This window comes from Hydrogenothermus marinus (assembly GCF_003688665.1).
Classification (GTDB): domain Bacteria; phylum Aquificota; class Aquificia; order Aquificales; family Hydrogenothermaceae; genus Hydrogenothermus; species Hydrogenothermus marinus.
Window position 1 is genome coordinate 233464 of sequence record NZ_REFO01000010.1, and the last position, 23208, is coordinate 256671.

At 27.9% G+C, this 23208-nt stretch carries 27 protein-coding genes and 1 tRNA gene; 21 read left to right on the forward strand and 7 right to left on the reverse strand.

Annotated elements, in window-relative coordinates; translation table 11 throughout:
• Nucleotides 1–3: 3 nt before the first annotated feature.
• Nucleotides 4–663 carry a phosphoribosyltransferase gene (locus CLV39_RS01620; protein ID WP_121922482.1) on the reverse strand — a complete coding sequence of 220 codons (660 nt, stop codon included), beginning with the start codon at nucleotides 661–663 and terminating at the stop codon, nucleotides 4–6.
• Complete coding sequence (locus CLV39_RS01625) at nucleotides 663–2240, reverse strand: ATP-binding protein (RefSeq protein ID WP_121922483.1); 1578 nt, start codon at nucleotides 2238–2240, stop codon at nucleotides 663–665. Before CLV39_RS01625 ends, CLV39_RS01620 begins: the two co-directional genes overlap by 1 nt.
• A gap of 127 nt (nucleotides 2241–2367) precedes the next feature.
• Here CLV39_RS01625 and mtaB point away from each other — a divergent pair, with 127 nt between their 5' ends.
• Together mtaB and CLV39_RS01635 are read left to right on the forward strand one after the other, a co-directional pair.
• A complete protein-coding gene (gene mtaB / locus CLV39_RS01630; RefSeq protein ID WP_121922484.1) occupies nucleotides 2368–3681 on the forward strand; it encodes a tRNA (N(6)-L-threonylcarbamoyladenosine(37)-C(2))-methylthiotransferase MtaB in 1314 nt (437 codons plus the stop codon).
• A complete protein-coding gene (locus CLV39_RS01635) occupies nucleotides 3678–4349 on the forward strand; it encodes a peroxiredoxin family protein (protein WP_121922485.1) in 672 nt (223 codons plus the stop codon). Before mtaB ends, CLV39_RS01635 begins: the two co-directional genes overlap by 4 nt.
• Here CLV39_RS01635 and CLV39_RS08650 read toward each other — a convergent pair.
• Complete coding sequence (locus CLV39_RS08650) at nucleotides 4346–5746, reverse strand: GGDEF domain-containing protein (protein WP_211325019.1); 1401 nt, start codon at nucleotides 5744–5746, stop codon at nucleotides 4346–4348. The two genes, CLV39_RS01635 and CLV39_RS08650, sit on opposite strands and share 4 nt — an antisense overlap.
• Before the next feature lie 41 nt (nucleotides 5747–5787).
• Between CLV39_RS08650 and argH the strand changes: the two genes are divergently transcribed.
• The gene (gene argH, locus CLV39_RS01645) at nucleotides 5788–7170 is read left to right on the forward strand and encodes an argininosuccinate lyase (RefSeq protein WP_121922486.1); all 1383 of its coding nucleotides are present in this window, start codon (nucleotides 5788–5790) and stop codon (nucleotides 7168–7170) included.
• 141 nt (nucleotides 7171–7311) lie between these two features.
• Here argH and CLV39_RS01650 read toward each other — a convergent pair whose 3' ends face one another.
• Nucleotides 7312–9384: a heavy metal translocating P-type ATPase gene (locus tag CLV39_RS01650; RefSeq protein ID WP_121922487.1), complete on the reverse strand. Its 2073-nt coding sequence runs from the start codon at nucleotides 9382–9384 to the stop codon at nucleotides 7312–7314.
• A 112-nt stretch (nucleotides 9385–9496) separates the two neighbouring features.
• On the opposite strand from CLV39_RS01650, the gene CLV39_RS01655 reads away from it, so the two are divergent.
• From CLV39_RS01655 to tpx, 7 genes are all read left to right on the forward strand, one after another.
• On the forward strand, nucleotides 9497–10279 hold the full coding sequence (locus tag CLV39_RS01655; protein ID WP_121922488.1) for a dihydroorotate dehydrogenase electron transfer subunit: 783 nt from the start codon (nucleotides 9497–9499) through the stop codon (nucleotides 10277–10279).
• Between the two features lie 10 nt (nucleotides 10280–10289).
• Nucleotides 10290–10778, forward strand: a complete 489-nt coding sequence (locus CLV39_RS01660) for a 6-pyruvoyl trahydropterin synthase family protein (RefSeq protein WP_121922489.1) — start codon at nucleotides 10290–10292, stop codon at nucleotides 10776–10778.
• A complete protein-coding gene (locus tag CLV39_RS08790) occupies nucleotides 10775–10897 on the forward strand; it encodes a hypothetical protein (RefSeq protein WP_281271954.1) in 123 nt (40 codons plus the stop codon). The genes CLV39_RS01660 and CLV39_RS08790 overlap by 4 nt, the downstream gene beginning before the upstream one ends.
• On the forward strand, nucleotides 10884–11420 hold the full coding sequence (locus CLV39_RS01665) for a gamma carbonic anhydrase family protein (RefSeq protein ID WP_121922490.1): 537 nt from the start codon (nucleotides 10884–10886) through the stop codon (nucleotides 11418–11420). Before CLV39_RS08790 ends, CLV39_RS01665 begins: the two co-directional genes overlap by 14 nt.
• Complete coding sequence (locus CLV39_RS01670) at nucleotides 11410–11952, forward strand: hypothetical protein (protein WP_121922491.1); 543 nt, start codon at nucleotides 11410–11412, stop codon at nucleotides 11950–11952. The genes CLV39_RS01665 and CLV39_RS01670 overlap by 11 nt, the downstream gene beginning before the upstream one ends.
• Before the next feature lie 9 nt (nucleotides 11953–11961).
• Nucleotides 11962–12037 (forward strand) — tRNA-Pro (locus CLV39_RS01675).
• Nucleotides 12038–12145: 108 nt separating this feature from the next.
• Nucleotides 12146–12658 (forward strand): thiol peroxidase, encoded by a 513-nt coding sequence (gene tpx, locus CLV39_RS01680; protein WP_121922492.1) that lies wholly within the window; start codon nucleotides 12146–12148, stop codon nucleotides 12656–12658.
• Between the two features lie 29 nt (nucleotides 12659–12687).
• On the opposite strand, the gene CLV39_RS01685 is transcribed toward tpx, so the two are convergent.
• The 3 genes from CLV39_RS01685 to moaCB are packed head-to-tail and all read right to left on the reverse strand — an operon-like array spanning nucleotide 12688 to nucleotide 15183.
• Entirely contained in the window at nucleotides 12688–13767 is a 1080-nt protein-coding gene (locus tag CLV39_RS01685; protein WP_121922493.1) for a VIT1/CCC1 transporter family protein, read from the reverse strand.
• A 7-nt stretch (nucleotides 13768–13774) separates the two neighbouring features.
• Nucleotides 13775–14266 carry a DUF4416 family protein gene (locus CLV39_RS01690; protein WP_121922494.1) on the reverse strand — a complete coding sequence of 164 codons (492 nt, stop codon included), beginning with the start codon at nucleotides 14264–14266 and terminating at the stop codon, nucleotides 13775–13777.
• Nucleotides 14263–15183, reverse strand: coding sequence for a bifunctional molybdenum cofactor biosynthesis protein MoaC/MoaB (moaCB, locus tag CLV39_RS01695; protein ID WP_121922495.1), 921 nt, complete (start codon nucleotides 15181–15183; stop codon nucleotides 14263–14265). Before moaCB ends, CLV39_RS01690 begins: the two co-directional genes overlap by 4 nt.
• 157 nt (nucleotides 15184–15340) lie before the next feature.
• Between moaCB and rpmB the strand changes: the two genes are divergently transcribed.
• From rpmB to CLV39_RS01750, 11 genes are all read left to right on the forward strand, one after another.
• The gene (gene rpmB, locus CLV39_RS01700) at nucleotides 15341–15532 is read left to right on the forward strand and encodes a 50S ribosomal protein L28 (protein WP_121922496.1); all 192 of its coding nucleotides are present in this window, start codon (nucleotides 15341–15343) and stop codon (nucleotides 15530–15532) included.
• 140 nt (nucleotides 15533–15672) lie between these two features.
• Nucleotides 15673–16671 carry a GTPase ObgE gene (gene obgE / locus CLV39_RS01705; protein WP_121922497.1) on the forward strand — a complete coding sequence of 333 codons (999 nt, stop codon included), beginning with the start codon at nucleotides 15673–15675 and terminating at the stop codon, nucleotides 16669–16671.
• A 6-nt stretch (nucleotides 16672–16677) separates the two neighbouring features.
• Nucleotides 16678–17130: a nucleoside deaminase gene (locus tag CLV39_RS01710; protein ID WP_121922498.1), complete on the forward strand. Its 453-nt coding sequence runs from the start codon at nucleotides 16678–16680 to the stop codon at nucleotides 17128–17130.
• A gap of 82 nt (nucleotides 17131–17212) precedes the next feature.
• Complete coding sequence (hfq, locus tag CLV39_RS01715) at nucleotides 17213–17449, forward strand: RNA chaperone Hfq (protein ID WP_121922499.1); 237 nt, start codon at nucleotides 17213–17215, stop codon at nucleotides 17447–17449.
• A 12-nt stretch (nucleotides 17450–17461) separates the two neighbouring features.
• A complete protein-coding gene (fbp, locus tag CLV39_RS01720) occupies nucleotides 17462–18427 on the forward strand; it encodes a class 1 fructose-bisphosphatase (protein ID WP_121922500.1) in 966 nt (321 codons plus the stop codon).
• Complete coding sequence (crcB, locus tag CLV39_RS01725) at nucleotides 18421–18798, forward strand: fluoride efflux transporter CrcB (RefSeq protein WP_121922501.1); 378 nt, start codon at nucleotides 18421–18423, stop codon at nucleotides 18796–18798. Before fbp ends, crcB begins: the two co-directional genes overlap by 7 nt.
• 1 nt (nucleotide 18799) lies before the next feature.
• Nucleotides 18800–19135, forward strand: a complete 336-nt coding sequence (locus tag CLV39_RS01730) for a DUF190 domain-containing protein (protein WP_121922502.1) — start codon at nucleotides 18800–18802, stop codon at nucleotides 19133–19135.
• Nucleotides 19136–19138: 3 nt separating this feature from the next.
• The gene (locus CLV39_RS01735; RefSeq protein ID WP_121922503.1) at nucleotides 19139–19759 is read left to right on the forward strand and encodes a hypothetical protein; all 621 of its coding nucleotides are present in this window, start codon (nucleotides 19139–19141) and stop codon (nucleotides 19757–19759) included.
• Nucleotides 19725–20672, forward strand: a complete 948-nt coding sequence (locus CLV39_RS01740; protein ID WP_121922504.1) for an oligopeptide/dipeptide ABC transporter ATP-binding protein — start codon at nucleotides 19725–19727, stop codon at nucleotides 20670–20672. Before CLV39_RS01735 ends, CLV39_RS01740 begins: the two co-directional genes overlap by 35 nt.
• Nucleotides 20665–21957, forward strand: a complete 1293-nt coding sequence (locus CLV39_RS01745) for a hemolysin family protein (protein WP_121922505.1) — start codon at nucleotides 20665–20667, stop codon at nucleotides 21955–21957. The genes CLV39_RS01740 and CLV39_RS01745 overlap by 8 nt, the downstream gene beginning before the upstream one ends.
• Nucleotides 21950–23206: a hemolysin family protein gene (locus tag CLV39_RS01750; protein ID WP_121922506.1), complete on the forward strand. Its 1257-nt coding sequence runs from the start codon at nucleotides 21950–21952 to the stop codon at nucleotides 23204–23206. Before CLV39_RS01745 ends, CLV39_RS01750 begins: the two co-directional genes overlap by 8 nt.
• The last annotated feature ends 2 nt before the right edge of the window (nucleotides 23207–23208 follow it).

Genomic DNA, 23208 nt, shown 5'->3' on the forward strand with positions numbered 1-23208 from the left:
AATTTACTCCTTTTCTAAAAATATTTTTTCTTTTTTTGCTTTTTCTATATAATCAAAAAATTCTTCATCTTCAACTTGATGAAAATCTTCATAATACATACCAACTGCAAAATAAGGGCTATCTATTCTTTCTAAACAGATAATATCATTAAAATAATCTTTTAATCTATAAATAGCATCAGAAGGACAAACAGGTACAGCCAGTATTACTTTTTTAGCTCCTTTTTTCTTTGCATAAAGAGATGAAACAATAGCAGTATATCCTGTAGCAACTCCATCATCTACAATTATAGCTATTTTATCTTTTAAATCTATATCTTTAAATCCATATTTTTTTGCTTTTTCTTTATTTTTTTCTAAAGCCATTTTTTTGAATATTTCTAATTGTTCTTGATTATATATTCTTCTTGCAAAATCTGATATTACATAATTTCCTTCAATATCAACAGCTCCAAGGGCAAGCTCGGGATCAGAAGGAGATGTTATCTTACTTGAGATTACAAAATAAAAAGGAATTCCTGTTTCTTTTGCTACATAATAAGCAACTGGTACTCCACCTCTTGGTATGGCAAGGATTATTGCATCTTCTTTATCTTCAAGATATTTGTTTAAATATTTTCCTATTAAATTGCCAGCTTCTTCTCTATTTTTAAATAACTTCATTATATATAATCTAACTCATCTAAAATATCTGAAGAATTTTCTTTTATATTAGTATTAGCCCATTCATCTACTACATTTATATCGTTTCCTTCTATTTTTTCCTTAGCTTTATCTATTTTTACAAGTAAAGGTATTTTAGTCATATTACCAAGTAGGATAGCTTCTCCCGGATTTAAAGAAGGTAGGTATTCCATTAACTCAGCAGAAAGAGATTCACTTGCTCTTTGAACATGTTTTTGATCTTCTGGTTCAACAAGTTTTAATATAATCATATTATTCATTTGTGAAAGAATCTCTTTATCAAGTCCTTTTGGTCTTTGAGTAACAATTGTAAGTCCTAATGCAAATTTTCTACCTTCCCTTGCAATTCTTCCTATCCAGTATTTAGATTCTGTATTTCTTTTTTCCCCTGCTAAAATATGAGCTTCTTCTATTACTATTAATATAGGAAACGGAAGTTTAGAACCACCTTGCCTTACTGCTTTTTTTCTTTCTTCTAAACTCCATCTTAAAATATTTGATGCTATTGTATCTGCTACATCTTCATCAAGTTCTGAAAAATCAAAAACATTTATATAACCTTCCTTAATTACATCAATTAATGGTGGTACTCCAAGCTTTATAATATGTCCAAGTTCCAAGTATGTATCTTCAAGTTTATTTAAAACTTCATATAAAGAATCATCTTTTACTTTTCCTTTAATCTTTTTCTTATTTGATTCTTCATCTGTATTTGCAATATTTTCTACTTCTTCTTTTAATCTATCTAAAAACTCTTCTGTGGATAAAAATCTTTCCCAGTCCTCACCTTTTTCTTCTTTTAAATCAGAAAGTAGATTTTCTAAAGCAAGTCTAAAATATCTATACTGAACATGGGCATTTTGTTTTATTCCTATTAAAGATGCAAACTCTTTTACTTTAAGATGTACAGGATTTATAAAAGGTTTTATATGATTTACTGCAATTTTTCCATTTCTTGTAATTTTTGTTTTAGTATATTCTCCATGAAAATCAAAAACTACTGCTGTTCCTTTTTTATCAACTATATTTTTCAGTAATACTGAAACTGTATTTGATTTCCCTGCTCCTGTTACTGCTAATATGGCAAGATGTCTTAAAACAACCTGATTTATATCTATATAAACTGGCACTTCTTCTTTTTCAGAAAGTAATGTTCCAATTTTCACAAAGCTTTCTTTTTTGGAACCAAAAAGTTTTTTTAAAAGCTCTGGATCTGCCTCATATATAGGAGATGCTGGAAGTGGTGGTGTTCTTGGTACTTGTAAGAAAATCTCATTATCAGTTTCCACTATAAGTCCTAATATATTTATCTCTCCTCTTATAATAGTTTCAGGATTAGAAAATTCTCTCATTCCTTCTACTTGAGAAACAAAAGCAACATCCTTTAAAAATGGATTTTCCCTTTCAAGTTTTTGAATCATTCCAAGTAGTTGGTGATTTTTACCATTTTCTTCATACTCAAGAATAACAAACTGACCAAGCCTTACAGGAAAATCTGTAATAAATTCTATTCTATTTGGCCTTGTAATACCTATGCTATATCCTATCTTTTTCATTTTTTACCATAAATTAAAGCTTTTTTTCTTAAAAGAATTTTACTACAAATTTATGATAAAAACAGTTGATAATATTTTGATTTATACTAAAATTTCAATAGATTATTATTTAATACTGAGGAAATAAATGGAAAATTCTATGAAGGTTGCATTCTCTACTCTTGGTTGTAGGATGAATCAGTTTGAAACCTCTGCTTTAGAAGAAAAGTTTAGCAATAAAGGTTATCAGATTATACCTTTTGATGAAAAAGCAGATATATATATTGTAAATACATGCACAGTAACAAATGATGCAGATAGAACTTCAAGAAAGGTTTTAAGACAAGCAAAAAGAAGAAACCCTAATGCTATAGTAGTAGCTACAGGTTGTTATGCACAAGTAAGCCCTGAAAAACTTGCTCAGATAGATGAGATAGATTTAGTAATAGGAAATTCCCATAAAACTACTGTTTATGAAATAGTAGAGAACTATATAAATGAAAGAAAAGAAGAAAAAGTTTTCATAGATAATATTTTCAGGAAAAATGAGTTTGAAACTTTCCAAATAAGCACTTTCTATGAAGGAGCAAGACCTATACTAAAAGTTCAAGAAGGATGTAATAGTTTCTGCTCATTTTGTATTATCCCATTTGCAAGAGGAAAAGTAAGAAGTGCAAAAATAGAAGATATAGAAAATCAAGTAAAAATATTAGTAAATAAAGGTTTCAAAGAGATAGTTTTAACAGGTACTCAACTTTCTCAATATGGATACGACCATAAAGAAGGATATTTATATAATTTATTAAAAAGATTAATAAATATAAAAGAACTTTACAGAATAAGACTTTCATCTATGGGAATAAATGAGATTGATGAAAATCTACTTTCATTATTAACTTCAGAAGAAAAAATAGCTCCTCATTTTCATCTTTCTATGCAGTCTGCAAGCGATAAAGTATTAAAAGATATGAAAAGAAATTATACAGTTTCTCAATATATTGATATTGTAAATAAGATTTTAAAAAGAAGACCAGAGACAGCAATAGGTACAGATATAATTACAGGTTTTCCAACTGAAACAAGAGAAGAATTTGAAAAAAGTGTAAAAATTATAAAAGAAATACCTTTTGCTTATATGCATATATTTACCTATTCACAAAGAGAAAATACTTCAGCAGTAAAATTTGGAGATAAAGTACATCCTACAGAAAAAAAAGAAAGAACTAAAATTTTAAGAAAGATTTCAGAAGAAAAAAATTATAACTTCAGAAAAAAGTATTTAAATAAAGATTTAGAAGTTTTAATTATTGGTGAAAAAAATGGAAAGAAATTAGGACTTACAGGAAATTATATCCACATAAATTTTGATTCAGATAAAGATATAAATGAAATAACATATGTTAATATGTTTAAAATAGAAAAAGATAGAGAAAAAAATTTTGGAAAAGAGGTGATAAAATGAGAATAAAAAGCTTATTCTTAGCAATTTTATTTGTCCTTGGTTTTTCTTTTGCTTACGAAGAAAATATCTTAATAGGAGAAAAAGCTCCAGATTTCACGTTCTTATCTGAAGAATGCCAGTATGGTCCTAGTGAGATTTATTATAAAGAAAATGGAGAATGGAAAAAAAGATGTAAAGAATATCATTTTTCAGATATTTTGAAAGAAGAAAAAAAAGAAGGAAAACCTATATTAATAATATTTTGGGCTATAGGAGATAGACCAGGAACTTATTATTTCTTACCAGAAATGAATAAACTTTATGATAAATATAAAGACAAAATAAAATTTATGGCTGTTCTACTTAGTAAGTCAAATGGTGAAGAATTGCAAGAAGCTAAAAGAAAACTTCCGTTAAAAATCCCTGTATATAGAGCATACTCAGATGCAATTAGAAATTACAATATTGCAAAGGTAGATGTTCCTTATCTTGTTTTTATAAAGCCTGATGGAAAGATTGTAAGAATTTTACTTAGACCTGCATCTGTATATAAAGAAATGGAAGATGACAAAGGTTTACATAAAGAATACAGAGAATTTAAAAAAGAAGAGAGATTCAAAATTAGATATGACATAATTGCAGAAAGTATAAAAGAGATAGATAGCTATTTAAAACAGCTTTTAAATTAATCTGTAACTTGAACTTGATTTCTACCACCTTCTTTTGCTTTATAAAGGGCTTTATCTGCCCTTACTATAAAGTCATCTGGAGTATCATCTTCTTTTAATTGGGCTACACCTAAGCTTATAGTAACTTTTTTAACAGTTGGAAATTCATAGTTTTCAACAGCTTGTCTTATCTTTTCTGCTAATTTTTTAGCTCCTTCTAAGTCTGTTTCTGGAGCTAAAATTACAAACTCTTCACCACCCCATCTTGCTACAAAATCTGTCTTTCTTACCTTTTTCCTTACTAATTTTGCTAAAGCCTTTAAAACTTCATCTCCAACTTTATGTCCATAAGTATCATTAATCTTTTTAAAGTGATCTATATCAAAAACAATTAAAGATAAAGGCCTTTTATATCTTCTTGCTCTTTCAATCTCTTGAGATAAAACTTCATTAAATTTACCTTTATTATATAAATCTGTAAGCCTGTCTGTTTCTGCTAAATATCTAAATCTTTCTATATTTTTTATAGTTATATAAACTAAAATAGCTAAAACAATAGAGATTAAAAAAGTTAATATTATATTTAAATAGTAAGATTTTATAATTACACCATAAGTATTATCTACTGAATAAGAAACTAAATATCCTATAAATTGTTGTTTTAGATTATATACAGGATAAAAAGAAATTAAAATATAGTTATTTTTGTATTTATAAACTAAAGAAATAGGCTTTTTTAAACTTAAAAATGGTTGTACTTCTTCTTTAATTTTGCTATTAATTAAACTAATAGGAATATTTTTTAAAGTCATATTTTCATAGTAAAAATTAGCTGATATTTCAGAAGGAATTGCAATTTTTGTAGTTTTTCTTTTAATTTTATCTACAATAATATCTTTATTTAATAAAAAAAGATAAGTTTCAGGAAAAATTTTATTTAGCTCTTCCTGAATAACAGAAAATGGAATTGAAAAATATATATTTCCTAAAAAACTATTTTTATAGGTTAATGGATAAACATATTGAATAGATGCTAACTTTTCAGGCTTAAATTGATTTGAGAGTTTATCCTTAGACACACCTGCTATAAGCTTTCCAGTAAGATCTAATATAAAGATTTTATCTACATTTTCTCTTCTTAAATAATTAAAAATTCTTTTAAGCTCATAGGTTAGCTTCTTTTTATTTTTTTTCTTTATTAATCTTAATATGTATTTGTTATTTATATCTTTATAAAATGCATAATTTATTAATTTTTTGTATTGACGTTTTACAGAGTTAAAATTTGATCTTAAATTTTTAATGGAATTTTTATATAAAATATCTTCTTTTTCTTTTTTATCTTTATAAAATACACATATACCAAGGCCATTTACAAAAAGCAGTATAAAAAGTATTATAATTATATATTTCTTCATATATTTAGTATATCAGACAAATTTTAATCTTAGAGGTGAAAATGGAAAAGAAAAAGTTATGGGGCGGTAGATTCTCAGAAGGAACAGATGAGTTTGTAGAAGAGTTTACAGAAAGTATTTCTTTTGATAAAGAACTTGCTCTTTACGATATAAAAGGAAGTATTGCTCATGCAAGAATGCTTGGTAAACAAGGGATAATACCAAAAGAAGATTCTGAGAAAATAATAAAAGGATTAGAAGAAATAAAAAAAGAAATAGAAGAAGGGAAATTTGAATGGAAAAAAGAGCTTGAAGATGTACATATGAATATAGAAAAAGCTTTAATTGAAAAAATTGGTGATACTGGAGGAAAACTTCATACTGGAAGAAGTAGAAATGATCAAGTAATTACAGCTTTTAGACTTTATTTAAAAGAAGAAACTAATAATATAATAAATCTTTTAGAAGAATTAAAAAAAGCTTTACTAAAAAAAGCAGAAGAAACTGTTGATATTGTTATGCCTGCTTATACACATCTTCAAAGAGCACAACCTATAAGACTTGCCCATTATTTCTTAGCATATCTTGAAATGTACAACAGAGATCAAGAGAGATTTAAAGATAATCTAAGAAGAATAGATCAGATGCCTCTTGGAAGTGGAGCATTAGCAGGAGTAGATTTTCCTCTTGATAGAGAAATGACAGCAAAAGAGCTTGGATTTTCAAAAATTATGAGAAATTCCTTAGACGCAACTGCCTCAAGAGATGCAATTATAGAATTTTTATCAAACAGTGCAATATGTATGTCTAACCTATCAAGACAGTCTGAAGATTTAATAATATGGAATTCTACAGAGTTTTCTTTTGTAGAACTTCCTGATAAATTAACTACAGGCTCTTCTATAATGCCTCAGAAAAAAAATCCTGATGTCCTTGAGCTTATAAGAGGTAAAACAGGTAGAGTTTATGGAGATTTAATAGCACTTTTAACTATAGTTAAAGGACTTCCTATGGCATATAACAGAGATTTACAAGAAGATAAAGAACCAGTTTTTGACGCAGTTAAAACATTAAAAGGTTCAATTATCGGTATGACTAAAATTATAGAAGGATTAAAACCTAAAAAAGAAAACATGGAAAAATCAGCAGGTGGATTTGCTTTAGCTACTGATTTAGCAAACTATCTTGTAAATAAAGGATTACCTTTTAGGCAAGCTCATCATGTTGTAGGACAAATAGTTGGATATTTAACAGCTCAAAATAGAGAGCTTGAAAGCATAACTTTAGAAGAGTTAAAGAAATTCTCTGAACTTTTTGAAGAAGATGCATTAAATATTTTAAACCCGAAATATGTAGCAGATGCGAGAAAAACCTTCGGTGGAACTGCCAAAGAAAGAATTTTAGAACAGATAGCTTTTTGGAAGGAAAATCTAACTGAAAAATAAAAATCTAATTGAGACTAAAAAAATATGAATATTATAGCTTGTAGATAAGTAAAGTTAATTTATAGGGATTTTAGCTGTTTAGCTTCTTGAATCTTAATTAGCTAAATTTTTATATAAAAATAATTTTTAGGAAAAAAGCTTTTACCAATTTTTAACTCTTATAGAATTACCTATTACAAATGCACTGCTTAAAACCATAGCAAGAGCGGCTAAAATAGGACTTAAATTACCAGTTAATGCATATCCTATTCCAATTATATTATAAATAAAAGCCCAAAATATATTTGTATAAATTACTCTTTTAACTTTTCTTGCAAGTAAAATCATTAAAGGAACTTTTCTTAAATCATCACTTACTAAACTTATGTTTGCACTTTCTTTTGTAATGTCTGTACCACAACCCATAGCAATTCCAATATCTGCTTTTGCAAGAGCTGGAGCATCATTTATACCATCTCCAACCATTGCAACTACTTTAGCTTTTTGTTTTTCTTTTTCTATTTCCTTAATTTTATCCTCTGGTAAAAGATTTGCTTTAACTTCTTCAATTCCAAGTTTTTCTTTTATTATCCTTGCGAAATACTCTGTATCTCCGGTTAAAACTTTTATTTTTAACTTTAATTTTTTCAAAGCCTTTATGGCAATAGGAGCTTCATCTTTTATTTTTTGAGAAAATGTAATTATTCCAAGAACTTGTTTATCATTAAATATAAATACTGGAATTTCTGCATTTTTTTCTGCTTCTTTCTCTATCTCTTCTAACTGTTGGGGTATTGTTAAGCCTAATTTTGAAATAAATTGTTTATTTCCAATATATAATTTTTCTCCATTTACTATACCTTCAATTCCATAACCAAAATGGGTTTTAAAATCTTTTACATTACAATCAGCAGTTAGATTTTTTGATTTACAATAATAAACAAAACTTATAGCTAAAGGATGTTGAGACATTTTTTCTAAGCAGTAAGCTTTTTTTATAATATCTTCATCTTTTGCTTTGACTTTACTTACCATTAAAAATCTTTCTGTAATTGTGCCTGTTTTATCAAAAAATATAGTTTTTACAGATGATAATTTTTCAAGAACATCAGCTCCTTTGATAATAATTCCTTCTCTAAAAGCCTCACTTAAACCAATCCATAAAGCAAGAGGAGCTCCAATACTAAATGCACAAGGACAAGATATTAATAAAACAGACATTGAAGTTATTAATGCTTTTTCAAAACCTGCTTCAACATACCAGTATGCAAAAGCTCCAGCTGATAAAGAAAGCATTACAGGTAAAAAGTATGCTGAAACTGTATCTGTAATTCTGTTAATAGGTGCTTTTGAGTTTCTAATTTCTTTCATCATTTTAATAAATTTATTTAAAGCCCATTCTTCTTGAGGTTTTATAACTTTAATTTTTAAAAATCCATTATTAAGTATAGTTCCTGCATAAACTTCATCTTCTTCTTTTTTAGAGACTGGTTTTGATTCTCCGGTAAGCATACTTTCATCTACATATCCATTTCCTTCTAAAACAATACCATCAGCAGGTATTTTTTCTCCTTCTTTAACAAGAACAATATCACCTAGTTTTAATTTATCAGCATTAACTTCTATCTCTTTACCATCTTTTAATAAAGTTGCTTTTTGAGGTACTAATCTTAAAAGCTGTTTAGCAAAATTTGAGGCTTTAACTCTTGAAGATGTTTCTAAATATCTACCAAATGTAACTAAAACAAGTATCATTGTTGCAGTTTCAAAATATATAGAAGGTTTATTTGTAAATACAGAATAAACTGATAAAAAATAAGCAGAAAAAGCGCCTATAGCAATTAATGTATCTGTATTAAAATTTAGCCAGTTATGTCTTGAAAATGAGTTTTTTAATATAGGAATCCCAAGTAAAATCATTACAGGGGTAGAAAGAATTAAAATAATATATTTTATAACCTTTGTAAAAGCTTGAGCCTCTGGATCATCAGGAGTCATATGTGCTCCATAAAGGTATGTAGAAAGCATAAAAACAATCATAGCTAAAAAATAACCGAAGCCAAATTTACCAAGAAAAGCTACTGCATTTCCTTCTTCTCCTCTTAAACCGGTAGTTTTATTTATTAAATAACAACCAAAACAACAAAAATCTTCAACTTGGCCATTTCCAATATCATATCTTAAAGATTTTCCAGTAATTGGTATTCCACATTGATAGCATTCTTTATTTGCCAACTTTTCCCTCAAAAACTAACTTTTTAGCAATTTTACTATAAAAATTAAGAAATATTTAGCGAGTTTCAAATAATGATAAAATATTTTCAAAAGCTAAATTTGAGGCAACTTGATGATAAAAGATTACAAGGTAAAAATTACAGAAAATAGATTTATCAGTGGAATTACTTGGCTTTTAAAATTTAGGAATGAAGAGATAGCAAAAAAAGCAAGACCTGCACATTTTGTAATGGTAAAAGGTATTCCTGAATATCAATATGATCCTATGATGAGAAGAGCTTTTGCTATTGCAGATGTTATAGATGATGAAATATGGATTTATTATGATGTATATGGAAAAGGAACAAAAGTATTAACAGAAAGAAAAGTTGGAGAAGAGATAAATGTTTTAGGGCCTCTTGGAAAAAATCTATTTCCTGAGAATTTTGATTATTATCTTTTGGTAGGTGGTGGAATAGGTTTTGCAGGACTATCATTTTTAATGAAAGAGTTTAAAAAGAAAAATATTCCATTTAAAGCAATATATGGAGTAAGAAGAAAAGAACAGCTTTCAATGCTTGATTGGATAAAAGATAATAATTTAGAAAAAGATGTAATTATATATACAGAAGATGGAAGTTATGGAGAAAAAGGACTTGTTACAAGAGATTTAGAGAAATTAGCATTAGAAAAAGAAAATACTGCTATATTTACCTGTGGCCCAAAAGGAATGATGAAAGCAGTTGATAAAATAGCTAAAAAGCTAAATATCCCATGTTATGCATCTTTAGAAAGTAAAATGGCATGTGGATTTGGAATATGTATAGGATGTGTAGTAAAAGATATAGAAAAAAACAATTATGTTAGAGTTTGTTATGAAGGGCCAGTTTTTGATACTTATAAAATAGAGCTTTAGGAGGAAAACAATGAGATATGAAATAACAAAAAAATTTAAGTTTGAGGCAGGTCATAGAGTTTGGAAACAGAACCTCATGGCAGGAAAAGGTGCTAAATTAATGGGGAATGAAATTCCTCCAAATCCTTGTTTAAATATACATGGACATAGTTATAAACTTGAAGTGACAGTTGGTTCTGATACATTAAATGAACAAGAAATGGTAATAGATTTTTATCATATAAAAGCGGCGTTAAAAGATTTAATAGATAATCAGATAGATCATTCTTTCATAATAGATAAAAATGATCCTTTATATCCTAAGTTTAAAGAAGATTTTGGATTTTTAAAATTATTTATTGTTGATTTTTGTCCTACAGCAGAAGCAATTGCTAAATTTATATATGAATTTTTAGAGAAAAAATTAGAAGAAGCAGGACTTCTTGAAGATATTAAAATTGTCTCAATTACTGTTTGGGAAACTGAAACAGGAAAAGCAACATATAAAGGTGAAAAATGAAGATTATTTATTTAATTCCTGCAACTTTTATAATGTTATCAATGTTTATTTTATATCTTGTTGTAGGATATAAATTTTTAACAAAAAATAAAGAGGATAGAAAGGATGGCAATAATTAAAGCATATAAGGGCAAATATCCAAAAATCCATCCTACTGCATTTATTGCAGAAAATGCAGTAATTATAGGAGATGTTGAAATAGGAGAAGACTGTTCTATATGGTATAACGTTGTAATAAGAGGAGACGTTAATTATATAAGAATTGGAGATAGAACAAATATCCAAGATGGGACAATAATTCATGTAGATCATAAAAAGTATCCAACAATTATAGGAAAAGAAGTAACAGTAGGCCATAATGTAATGCTACATGCTTGCACTATTGAAGATAGATGTTTAATAGGTATGTCTTCTACAGTAATGGATGGAGTAGTTGTAGGAAAAGAAAGTATTATTGGAGCAGGTGCCTTAGTTACTCCCGGAAAAAAAATTGAACCAAGAAGTTTATGGACAGGCTCACCTGCAAGATTTAAAAGAAGTCTAACAGAAGAAGAAATAAAATGGCTTGAAAAATCTTATCAAAACTATATTAACTATAAGAATGAATATCTAAAACAAGAGAATGATTTAATTGAAAAATAAATTTTTATTTATTGCAGTTTTTTTACTATTAAATAAAACTGTTTATGCCTCTATAGAAAATTTTTTAGGTGTTGAATTTGGAAGTGCAAGCATAAATGCCAATACAGATGCTATAAATAATAGTGAAGATAGCTATGTAATACTAAAAATTGGTGGTACTTCTAATAATAAACATAGATTTAGCTTTCTTGGAATAATTTATAATAGTAAAAGTAATGAAGATAGATATTCAGTAAATTTTTTTTATGATTATTTATTTGATTTTAGTAAGTTTAAAACTTATGTAGGTGCAGGCATAGGCTCTTTTAAAGATTATTCAAATAGAGATATTAAAAGAGAAGGAGTTGGCATAGGTATTGGATTAGAAAGTGGTATAATATTTCCTATTTTTGAGAAATTTAGTTTAGAACTAAATTTAAGAGTTGATGATTTTTATAGTTATTATATTTTAAAATACGAAGGAAATAGTCAAGGAAAAAACTATAATGTAATTATTTCCAATGTAGGTATAGGAATAAATTACTCTTTTTAAGAAAAAAGTCGGAGCGTAGCTCAGGCGGTAGAGCACTGGCATGGGGGGCCAGAGGTCGCAGGTTCGAGTCCTGTCGCTCCGACCATTTCCTTTTTCTTCAATAAAATTTTCAAATTAGGACAAAAATCATATAACGCTATTTGATTTTTTTATAAACTAATTTCAAATATTAAAACTGAAGGAGGTTAGCTTTATGGCAACAACAGTAAATTTAAAAGGAAATCCTGTAGCACTTGTAGGACCAGAAATTAATGTAGGAGATAAAGCTCCTGAAGCTATTGTAGTAGCTTCTGATTTATCAGAAAAAACAGTAGGAGGAGCTAAAGGTAAATACCAAGTAATAATCACTGTTCCATCTCTTGACACACCTGTTTGTGAAAAAGAAACAAAAGAATTTAATGAAAAATTAGCAGGGCTTGATGTTGATGTAACAGTAGTTTCTATGGATTTACCATTTGCAGAAAAAAGATTTTGTGAAAGCTATAACATTGGAAATATAACTGTAGCTTCTGATTTTAGATACAGAGATATGGAAAAATATGGAGTATTAATTGCAGAAGGTGCATTAAAAGGAATTCTTGCAAGGGCAGTATTTATAGTTGATCCGGAAGGTAAAGTTTGCTACAAACAATTAGTACCTGAAATCACAGAAGAACCAAACTATGACGAAGTAATAAACACTTTAAAATCTGCTCTTGGAGCATAATTAACAATAAGGAGGCTTAAAGCCTCCTTTTATATTTCAATTCCAAATACAGTTTGTACAATTTTTCCAAATATATATGAAAGTCCTGCTGCAGAAAATCCTGCAAGAACCATTTCAAGAACTTTTTTCTTAATATTAATTCCTGAAAATAATGAAATAAAAATACCAACTGTTGCTAAAGCTAAACCTGCAAATAATATACTGAATGGTAATGCAACTAAAGAAGATGGAGCAAAAAAGTAAGGTACTATAGGAAAGAAAACACCAAAAAGATATGCAAATCCCGTAAATAATCCTGATTTTAATTCATTTTCATCTTCTTCTTTTAACAATAGTTTTGCTATACTTTTTTTATCATCTATATTTTCTAAAACTTTTTTTACAATTTCAGGTGGAATACTTAGTTTTTCTAAATAATCTTTAATTTCCTCTACAGCTAAATCTGGAGATACCTCAAAAATAATTTCCATTTTTTCTTTCATTGCCTGATTTACTTGTTTTTGAGAACGAACAGATATAAATGCACCAATTCCCATAGATAAAGCACCTGCTATTCCAACAACTAAACCTGAAGAAGCAACTATTAAAGGATTATTTATATAGACAGCAGAAAGACCTGTAACTGCTCCAAGAATCTCTACAAGTCCGTCATTCATTCCAAGAACAAAATCTCTTACATTAGAAAGTCCAAGTTTTTCTGCTTCTTCTGAAAAGAATGTTTCATGTTTTATCTCATCTATTATTATTTTTTTCAGTATTTCTCTTTCTTTATTATCAAGATTAGATTTATCTAAAAATTCTTTATACTCTTTAACTCCAGATGCTTCTCCAAGTTCCAAAAAAGATACCATTACCGCTGGATTTGGGAATTTACTTAAAATATTTACTAAAATCTTTTTTAAACTTGAGATACTAACTTCAGGTACTTTTTCTCCCCTTCTTTCTAAAAAACTTTTCCAAAACTCAGCATGAGTTTTTTCCATATTAGAAATTCTTATTAGATTTTCCCTAAAATTTCCATCTTTTACTTTTTCTGCTAAAAGCTTATAAAACATATAATCATTTATCTCATTAATAAAAAACTGTTTTGCTTTCTTTATATAATCCATAACTTACCTACTTTAACTTTTTTAAAATTTTTTTAACTTCTTTAAAAAAATCTGCCTTTAACTCATAATCTTTATATGTCCACAAAAATGGTTTAAATTCTTTATTATAGTACCAAAGCTCAATTTCCATATATAAATCTTTATCTATCTGTATTCTATTTCCTCTATATTTTGTAGTAGCTACTAAAACTTTTTCCATATCAAGTAAAATAGGATCTATATTTACTGTTCTTTTTTTATTTAATCTAAATTTATCTTCTATAAACATACAATGCTTTTTTATATTTGCTAAAGCCAAATGATTTGTTAAAAATTCTGTAGCTACAAATTTTTTAAATAAGGGTTTCCCCATTTCATCATAATAATATTTAGAAAAAGGAGGCTCAAAAGCCTCTGATTCTTTAATAAATTTTCCATAAAAATTTTGTAAATAATTTTCTACTTTTTTTAAATATTCTTTATCTTTCCACATTAGAGCAAAAAGAAGGAGAGATTTCAATGCTTTTTCTCTCCTCTTGCCATTCTAATAGCATGTTTTACCATAGGTGCAAGCATTCTTAAATTATCTTTAACACCACCTCTACTACCTGGCATATTTATAATTAATGTGTCTTTACCTATAATGCCTGCAGTAGCTCTTGAAAGTAGAGATTTTGGAGTAAATTTAACACCTATTATTCTCATTGCTTCTCCAAATCCTACTGCTTCTGTTCTTATAACTTCTTTTGTAGCCTCTACTGTCTGATCTCTTTCACTAAAACCAGTTCCTCCAGTTGTAAATATAACATCTACTTTTCCTTCTAAGGATTTTAACTCTTCTACAATTTTATCCTTATCATCTGGTAGTATCTTATAATGGACAACCTCTCCACCAAACTCATTCTCAATTATATCTATTGCAGTTTTACCACTTTTATCTTCTGCTTCACCTCTTGAACAGCTATCTGATAAAGTAATTACAGCACATTTTAAACCTGATAAATCTTCTGCATAATCAGATTTTCCACCTCTTTTTGAAACAAGTTTTATATCTCCAATTACCATATTTTTATCAAAAGCTTTTAACATATCATAAACATTTAATAAAGCAGCAGAAACAGCTGTTAAAGCTTCCATTTCAACTCCAGTTCTTCCTACATTTTTAACCTCAGCACTAACATATACTCCATCTTCATCTAATCTTGTATCAACAACAACATGATCTATCATTATGTTATGGCAAAACGGAAGAATATCAGGAGTTCTTTTTGCTCCATACATTCCTGCCATCTGAGATGCAAGTAAAACATCTCCTTTTGGCACTTTCCCTTCTTTTATCATTTCTACACTTTCCTTAGAAAGGTATATTTTACCTTCTGCTTTAGCAGTTCTTATTGTTTCAAACTTTCCTGATACATCAACAGGTTTAAACCCCATATTAATCCTCCAAAAATTAATTTTTAATAGTTTATATGAAAAAATAAATCTTTTATATAAGATATATCAATCTTATATATTCTATCTGCAAAAACTAAATTTAATAATTATGTTATAATATTTATTTCTTAATGAGAAAAAAGGAGGAAATGATATAATGGCTGTATGTCAAATATGTGGTAAAAAAACTGCTCATGGAAATTCTGTAGCACACTCTGCAACAACAACTAAAAGAACATGGAAACCAAATATTCAAAGAGTAAGAGCAAAACTTAAAGATGGAACTGTTAAAAGAATTTATGTTTGCACTAAATGTTTAAAAGCTGGCAAAGTAGTAAAAGCTGTTTAACAAACTTGGAGAGGTTAAATCCTCTCCAATATTTATAAATCTTCCTTCATAATTAACAATATCCAATTCTTTTCAATTGCAATTTTTCTCATAAAGAATAAATTTCTTAACTAAAAATCCCATAAAAAAAGGAAATAACTATGTTTGTAGATAAAGTAAAAATATATGTAAAAGGTGGAGATGGTGGTAATGGCTGTGTAGCTTGGAGAAGAGAAAAATTTGTTCCAAAAGGTGGACCAGCAGGTGGTAATGGTGGAAATGGTGGTAATGTTATATTAAAAGCAGATAGTAGAATGAAAACTCTTTATGATTTTAAACTAAAAAGACATTTTAAAGCAAAAAGAGGACAACATGGCTCTGGTTCTAATAAACATGGTAAATCTGCTGAAGATTTAATTATAAAAGTACCAGTAGGAACTGTAGTAAAAGATGCTGAAACAGGCGAGATACTTGCAGATCTTGTAAATGAAGGAGAAGAGGTTGTTGTTGCAACAGGTGGAAAAGGCGGAAAAGGAAATGCAATGTTTAAATCTGCTACAAATCAAGCACCTGATTATGCAGAAGAAGGAGAAAAAGGAGAAGAAAGATGGATAGAGCTTGAGCTAAAACTTATTGCTGATGCTGGAATTATTGGATTTCCAAATGCAGGAAAATCTACTTTAATTTCTGTTTTATCCCATGCAAAACCAAAAATAGCAGATTATCCATTTACAACCCTTTCACCAGTTCTTGGAGTTTTACAGCTTGATTATGGAAAATCAATAGTATTAGCTGACATTCCAGGCCTAATAGAAGGGGCATCTCAAGGAGCTGGTTTAGGACATGAGTTTTTAAGACATATAGAAAGAACAAAATTTTTAATTCATGTAATAGATATATCTGATTTTAGAGAAAGAGATCCGATACAAGCTTTTGAATCTATAAATAAAGAGATGAAAGAATATAATCCTAAGCTACTTGAGAAACCTCAAATAATTGTAGGAAATAAAATAGATATGCTTTCAAATAAAGAGGAAATAAATAAATTAAAAGATGCGTTTTCTAAAAAGAGTTATATTTTTATTCCTATATCTCTTGTCACAAAAGAAGGAATAAATAAATTAAAAGAAGAGATATATAAATTATCACAAAGGTTTTAATTAAACATGGAAAAAGCAATAAGAGCTGTATTAGAAGAAGCAGAAAAAGCTTATAAAAAAGGTGAAGTTCCTGTAGGAGCTGTTGTAGTGAGGAATAGAGAAATTATATCAAGAGGCCATAATCAAAGAATAACAAAAAATAATGCTATTCTTCATGCAGAAATTGTTGCTATCAGTGAAGCTTGTAAAAAACTTGGTAGATGGAGATTAGATGATTGTGAACTCTGGGTATCTCTTGAACCTTGTGTAATGTGTGCTGGAGCAATTATGCAAGCTAGAATAAAAAATGTTAATTTCCTTGCAGAAGATAAGAAAGGTGGAGCAATTATGAATAAATATACTCTTTTTGATGATGATCTCTTACCTTTTAATGTAGATTATCATTATATTCCTGTTAAAGAAGCTTCTGATATTTTAAAAAAATTTTTTCAAGAACGAAGAAAAAAAGAAAAGATTTGATATAGAGTAGAGATATTGTTTTAAAAAAAGTTATATTTTTTCTATATAATAATTAATGTTATTTGCATTTATGGAGGAAATAATGGCTAAAAATAAAATGCCAAGAATTCAGGAAAAATATTTAAATGCTATAAGAAAAGCTAATGTTAGAGTTAATGTATATCTTGAAAATGGTGTAAAACTTGAAGGAAAAATAAGATATTTTGATACTTTTTGTATTTTACTAAAAGAAGGACCAAGACAGATTTTAGTATATAAACATGCAGTTACCACTGTAAAACCTAAAAGACAGGTTGAATTTTCTTTAGAAGAGGAATAAAGGAGGGTAAACTTGGCAGAAATAGGTACCGAATTAACAAGATTTATCTTAGAAGAAGAAAGAAAATATCCTTCAGCAACTGGTTCTTTATCTCTAGCATTAAATACAATTGCATCTGCTTGTAAAGTAATTGCATCTCATGTAAGAATGGCAGGACTAGTAGATATTTTAGGTAAAGCTGGAAAAGTAAATGTACAAGGTGAAGAAGTTCAAAAACTTGATGAACTTTCAAATGAGATTCTTATAGATTATCTTTCTGATTGTGGAGAGTTTTTTGGATTAGCTTCTGAAGAGCTAAATGAACCTATTTTCCCAGAAAAAGGTAAAAATGGTAAATATGTAATATCTTTTGATCCATTAGATGGTTCTTCAAATATAGATGTTAATGTTAGCATTGGAACAATATTTTCTATACATAAAAAAGTAAATGGTACACAAGAAGATTTTCTTCAAGAAGGTTATAAACAAATAGCCGCAGGATATGTAATATATGGCTCTTCAACTATGCTTGTTTATACTACTGGAAACGGAGTTAATGGCTTTACATTAGATCCTTCTGTTGGAATGTTTTTATTATCTCATCCTAATATTAAACTGCCAGAAAAAGGGAAAATATATTCAATAAATGAAGCTAATGAGAAAAAATGGGATAAAGAAGGTTTAAAAGATTTTATAAATACTTTGAAAGATGAAGGTTATACATCAAGATATATAGGCTCAATGGTTGCTGATGTTCATAGAACATTAATAAAAGGTGGAATTTTTGGATATCCATCAGACAAAAAAAATAAAAATGGTAAATTAAGACTTTTATATGAAGCATCACCTATGGCATTTTTAATAGAGCAAGCAGGTGGCCTTTCCACAAATGGTAAAGAAAGCATCTTAAATATAAAACCTCAAGATATACATCAAAGAACACCTGTATTCTTAGGAAGTCAAAAAGAAATAAAACAATTACTGGAGCATATATGTTAAATATATTGGCAGTAATGATTGGAGGAGCATTAGGAGCTCTTTCAAGATATTTTGTTGTTAATTTTTCAGCTAAAATCTTTGGCACTGATTTTCCTTATGGAACTTTAATTGTTAATACTGTAGGTTCTTTTATACTTGTATTTTTTATGATCTTATTTTTAGAAAAGTTAGCAATTGATCCTTTATGGAGAGTTTTCTTAGGTGTTGGATTTTTAGGAGCTTTTACAACATTTTCTTCTTTTTCTTATGAAACTATAGCTCTTTTCCAAGATGGAGAATATATCAAAGGTATTGTTAATATTTTGTTAAATAACAGTTTTGCTTTAGGTGCAGGAATCTTCGGATTTATAACTGCAAGGATGGTGATATAAAATGAAAATAACAGGTGAAGCTGTTCTTTTAAGAATATTTGTAGGTGAAACTGATAGAACAGACGGAAAATTAACATATAAAAAGATAGTTGAAATACTAAGAGAAAATGATGTTGCTGGAGCAACTGTATTTAGAGGTATTTTAGGATATGGAGCATCTTCAAGAATACATGAAGCAGGTATATTATCTCTTTCTTCAGATTTACCAGTAGTAATAGAAGTAGTTGATAAAAAAGAAAGAATAGATAAAGTTTTACCGTTATTAGATAATATTATAAAGTCAGGTTTAATTACAATGGAAAAAGTAAATGTTATAAAATATACAGCTGAAGGTTAGATTATGTATTATGGAATAGATGTAGATTTTAAAGAATTTACTGTATGTCAAATAGATGAAAATAAAAATGTAAAAATTTTAAGTCATTTTTTTAAAGAAGGTCTTTACTGGTTTATAGATCATCATCATCCAGATATACTTACTGTTAATATTGCTATAAATCAAGAACCAAGTAAGACTAAGTATGCCCTTGATATAATTCATAAAATTCAAAAAGAGTTTGAGTATATAATAGCTGATGAAAATATAATTAAAAAAGGAGAAAGAAAAATAATAATAAAAACAGCTACAGATCTGTTTTTTAAAAAAATAATTAGGAAAGATATACTTCCAATTACAACTAGAGAAGGATTAGAGCAAAGATTATATAACCTAAAGAAAACAGGAATAAAATTACCAAAGGGATTTTTATCTAAGGATAAAAATAAGTTAAGAAGAGAGCTAAATGCTGTTATATCTGCTTTTACATCTTTAAGTTTAAATAAAAAAGATTATGAAGTTGTAGAAAGCTTTGAAGAAAAATTATTTATCCCTAAATATAGATTTGTACCTTCAACAAATAGAATCAAAAGAAAGGTAAAAGAGAAAAATGGAAAACGACAGTCAGCCCCTACTGACAGTTAAAAATCTCAAAAAATATTATCTTATAAAAAAGAGTCTTTTAGAAAAAAAATATTTCAAAGCTGTTGATAATGTTTCTTTTATAGTGAATAAAGGAGAAATTGTTGGACTTGTAGGAGAGTCTGGAAGTGGAAAATCAACTATTGGTAAATTAATTCTTAAACTTATAAAAAAAGATAGTGGAAAAATATTATTTAAAGGTAAAGATATTGACTATTATGAAAATAAATCTTTTAGAAAAGAAACATCAATAATATTTCAAGACCCAAGAACATCTTTAAATCCACGATTTAAGATTAAAGAGATTGTTGAAGAACCTTTACTTGTAATGGGGATTAAAGACAAAAATAAAAGATTAGAAAAGGTAAAAAATGCACTAAACTTGGCAGGATTAGATAGTGAAAAGTTTTTAAATAGGTATCCTTCTGAGCTATCAGGTGGACAAAGACAAAGAGTAGCAATAGCAAGAGCTATAGTTTTAAATCCAGAATTTATTGTAGCAGATGAACCAACTTCTGCTTTAGATGTTTCTATACAGCTTCAGATAATTAATTTAATAAAAGATTTAAACAAAGAAAAAAATATAAGCTTTTTATTTATATCCCATGATTTAAATGTTGTAGGAATTTTAGCTAATAGAATTATTGTTTTATACAGAGGTAAAATAATGGAAACGGGGAAAACAGAAAATATTCTAAAAAATCCATCCCATCCATATACAAAAATCTTAATAGAAAGTTTACCACCTATAGATCCATTTCATAGAAAAAAGAAAAAGATTATTGATATTGAAAGAGAAGATATAGAAGGAGCTTGTGTCTTTTACCATAGATGTCCAATAGCAAAAGATATATGCAAAAAAGAACCACCTATGAAAAAAATTAATGGAAAGGAGGTTTACTGCTACTTTGTTTGATTCTCAATTTTTTACCAATTTCATCATAATATTTATCTTGCTTGGATTATCAGCATTTTTTGCAGGAATAGAATCCTCTTTCTTTTCTATGGATTGGTTAAAAATAAAGAGATTGGCAAAAACAGGAAATAAATCAGCAAAACTTGCAGACTGGTTAAGATCAAGACCAAAAGAGTTGGTAATTACTTTTTTAATAGGAAATGAACTTATAAATATTACTGCTTCTGCCATAGCAACTTCTTTAGCTATAAAGTACTTAGGTGAAAAATATGTATTTGTTGCAGTTATTGTTATGACAATATTAATTTTAACTTTTGGAGAAATTACACCAAAAACCATAGGCAGTTATTTTCCTGAAAAGTATGCTCTTTTTGCATCAAGACCTTTTTATCTTTTTTATATTGTTGCAACACCTTTTAGATTTATTTTTACAAAAATTGCTACTGCTTTATTAAAGAAATTTGGTTTAGAACTTCCTATTGAAAGCCATAAAATATCTGAAGAAGATTTAAAAACGATTTTAGCTATTGGAAGAGAACAAGGGATATTTACAAAAGAAGAAGAAGAAATTATTGAAGCAACTTTAGAACTTGATGATACAACAGTAAGTGAAATTATGACACCAAGAAGAGATATATTTGCATTAGAATCAGGATTAACAGTTAAAGAAGTTTTAGAGCAGACAAAAGATAAAGATTACAGCAGAATTCCTATATATAAAGAAAATTTAGATAATATAATTGGGATTTTATATCTAAAAGATATAATTTTTCTTAAATTTAAAGGAAAAGAAAATGATGTTATAGATAATTATCTAAGAAAACCTTTTTTTATTCCAGAGTTTAAACCTTTAATCTCCTTACTAAAAGAGTTTGAAGAAACAAAAAATCATCTTGCAATAGTTATAGATGAGCATGGAACAGTGGTAGGGCTAATTACATTCCAAGATATTTTAGAGTTTTTAGTTGGAGAGATACCAGAAGAGTACGAAACTGAAGAGATGTATATTAAAGAAATAAACAAAAACAAATGGGAGGTTTCAGGAAGATTAGATATAGAAACATTCAGAGAAGAAATAGGAATTCCTTTACCAGAAGATTATGAGTATGATACAGTTGCAGGTTTCATACTTGATTACTTAAAAAAAATTCCTAAAGAAGGAGAAGTTTTTGAATATGAAGGATTTAGATTTACTATAAAAAAAGTAGAAAACAATAGAATTATTTCTGTAATTGTTGAAAAAATAACTACAAATGAAAATCAGGAAGAGGTACTAAATGATTAGCTATATTATTACAATAGTATTTTTTCTTATACTTGAAGCATTTTTTTCAGGTTCTGAAATAGCACTTTTTTCTATTAATAAAGCAAAACTGAAATATCTTGCTGAAAATGGAGATAAAAAAGCAGAAAAGATATATAAATTATTAAGTAAACATTTTGATGATTATATAGCGACAACATTAATAGGAACTACTTTAAGTATTGTTACAATTACTGCTGTTTATGTCCAATTTTTAATGAAAACTGCGGAATTTTTACCTTTTTTACATTCTAAAGAAGAGTTATTTGCAGAAAGTATTGTAATTTTTACTCTTTTATTTGGTGAGATACTTCCAAAAAGTGTTTTCCAACATTTTTCAGAAAAAATTATATATTTTTTAGTACCAGTTTTAGAATTTTTTAGAAAATTATTTATACCTTTTATATTATTTGCAAATCTTATTACTAAAATTATCTTTTTTGTTTTTAGAATAGAGCCAAAAAAAGAAAAGATATTAAACAGAGAAGAGTTATTAGATGTTCTTTTAATGGAATCTGAAGGTTTAGAAGAATTAGAGAAGAAAATTATTGCTAATGTTTTAATATTTGAAGAAAGACGACTTGGAGAGATAGTAGTGCCTCTTTCAGATGTAGTAGCCGTTTCTGAGAATGCAAAAATTGAAGAAGTTATACCAGTTTTTCAATCAACAGGATTTTCAAGAATTCCAGTATTTAGTAAAAGAATTGATGAGATTGTAGGAGTAATCAGAGCTTATGATCTTGCTTATGCAAGACCAGAAGAAAAAATAAAAAAGTATGCAAATACAATTAGATACTTACCAGAATTTACAAGTCTTCCTATGGTTTTAAAAGGATTCAAAACCCATAAAGATCATATGGCTGTTGTAGTTGATGAAAGAGGGGCAACTATGGGAATTATAACCCTTGAAGATGTTCTTGAAGAGATTGTTGGAGAGATAAGAGATGAGTATGCAAAAAAAGAAAAGAAAATGATTAAGAAAACATTAAAAGATAAACTTGTAGTAGATGGAAGAATAGAACTAAAAGAAATTGAAACATTACTTGATATAAAATTTCCTACGGGACCTTATGAAACCCTTGGAGGTTGGATGATTTATACATTTGGTAGAATGCCAAAAATCGGAGAAAGCTTAAATTTTGATGATTATATTTTTAAAGTTTTAAAAACAAGCAGAAGAAGAATTAGAGAAATAATGATTGAAAAAACAAATTCTGTAAACGAACAATGAAA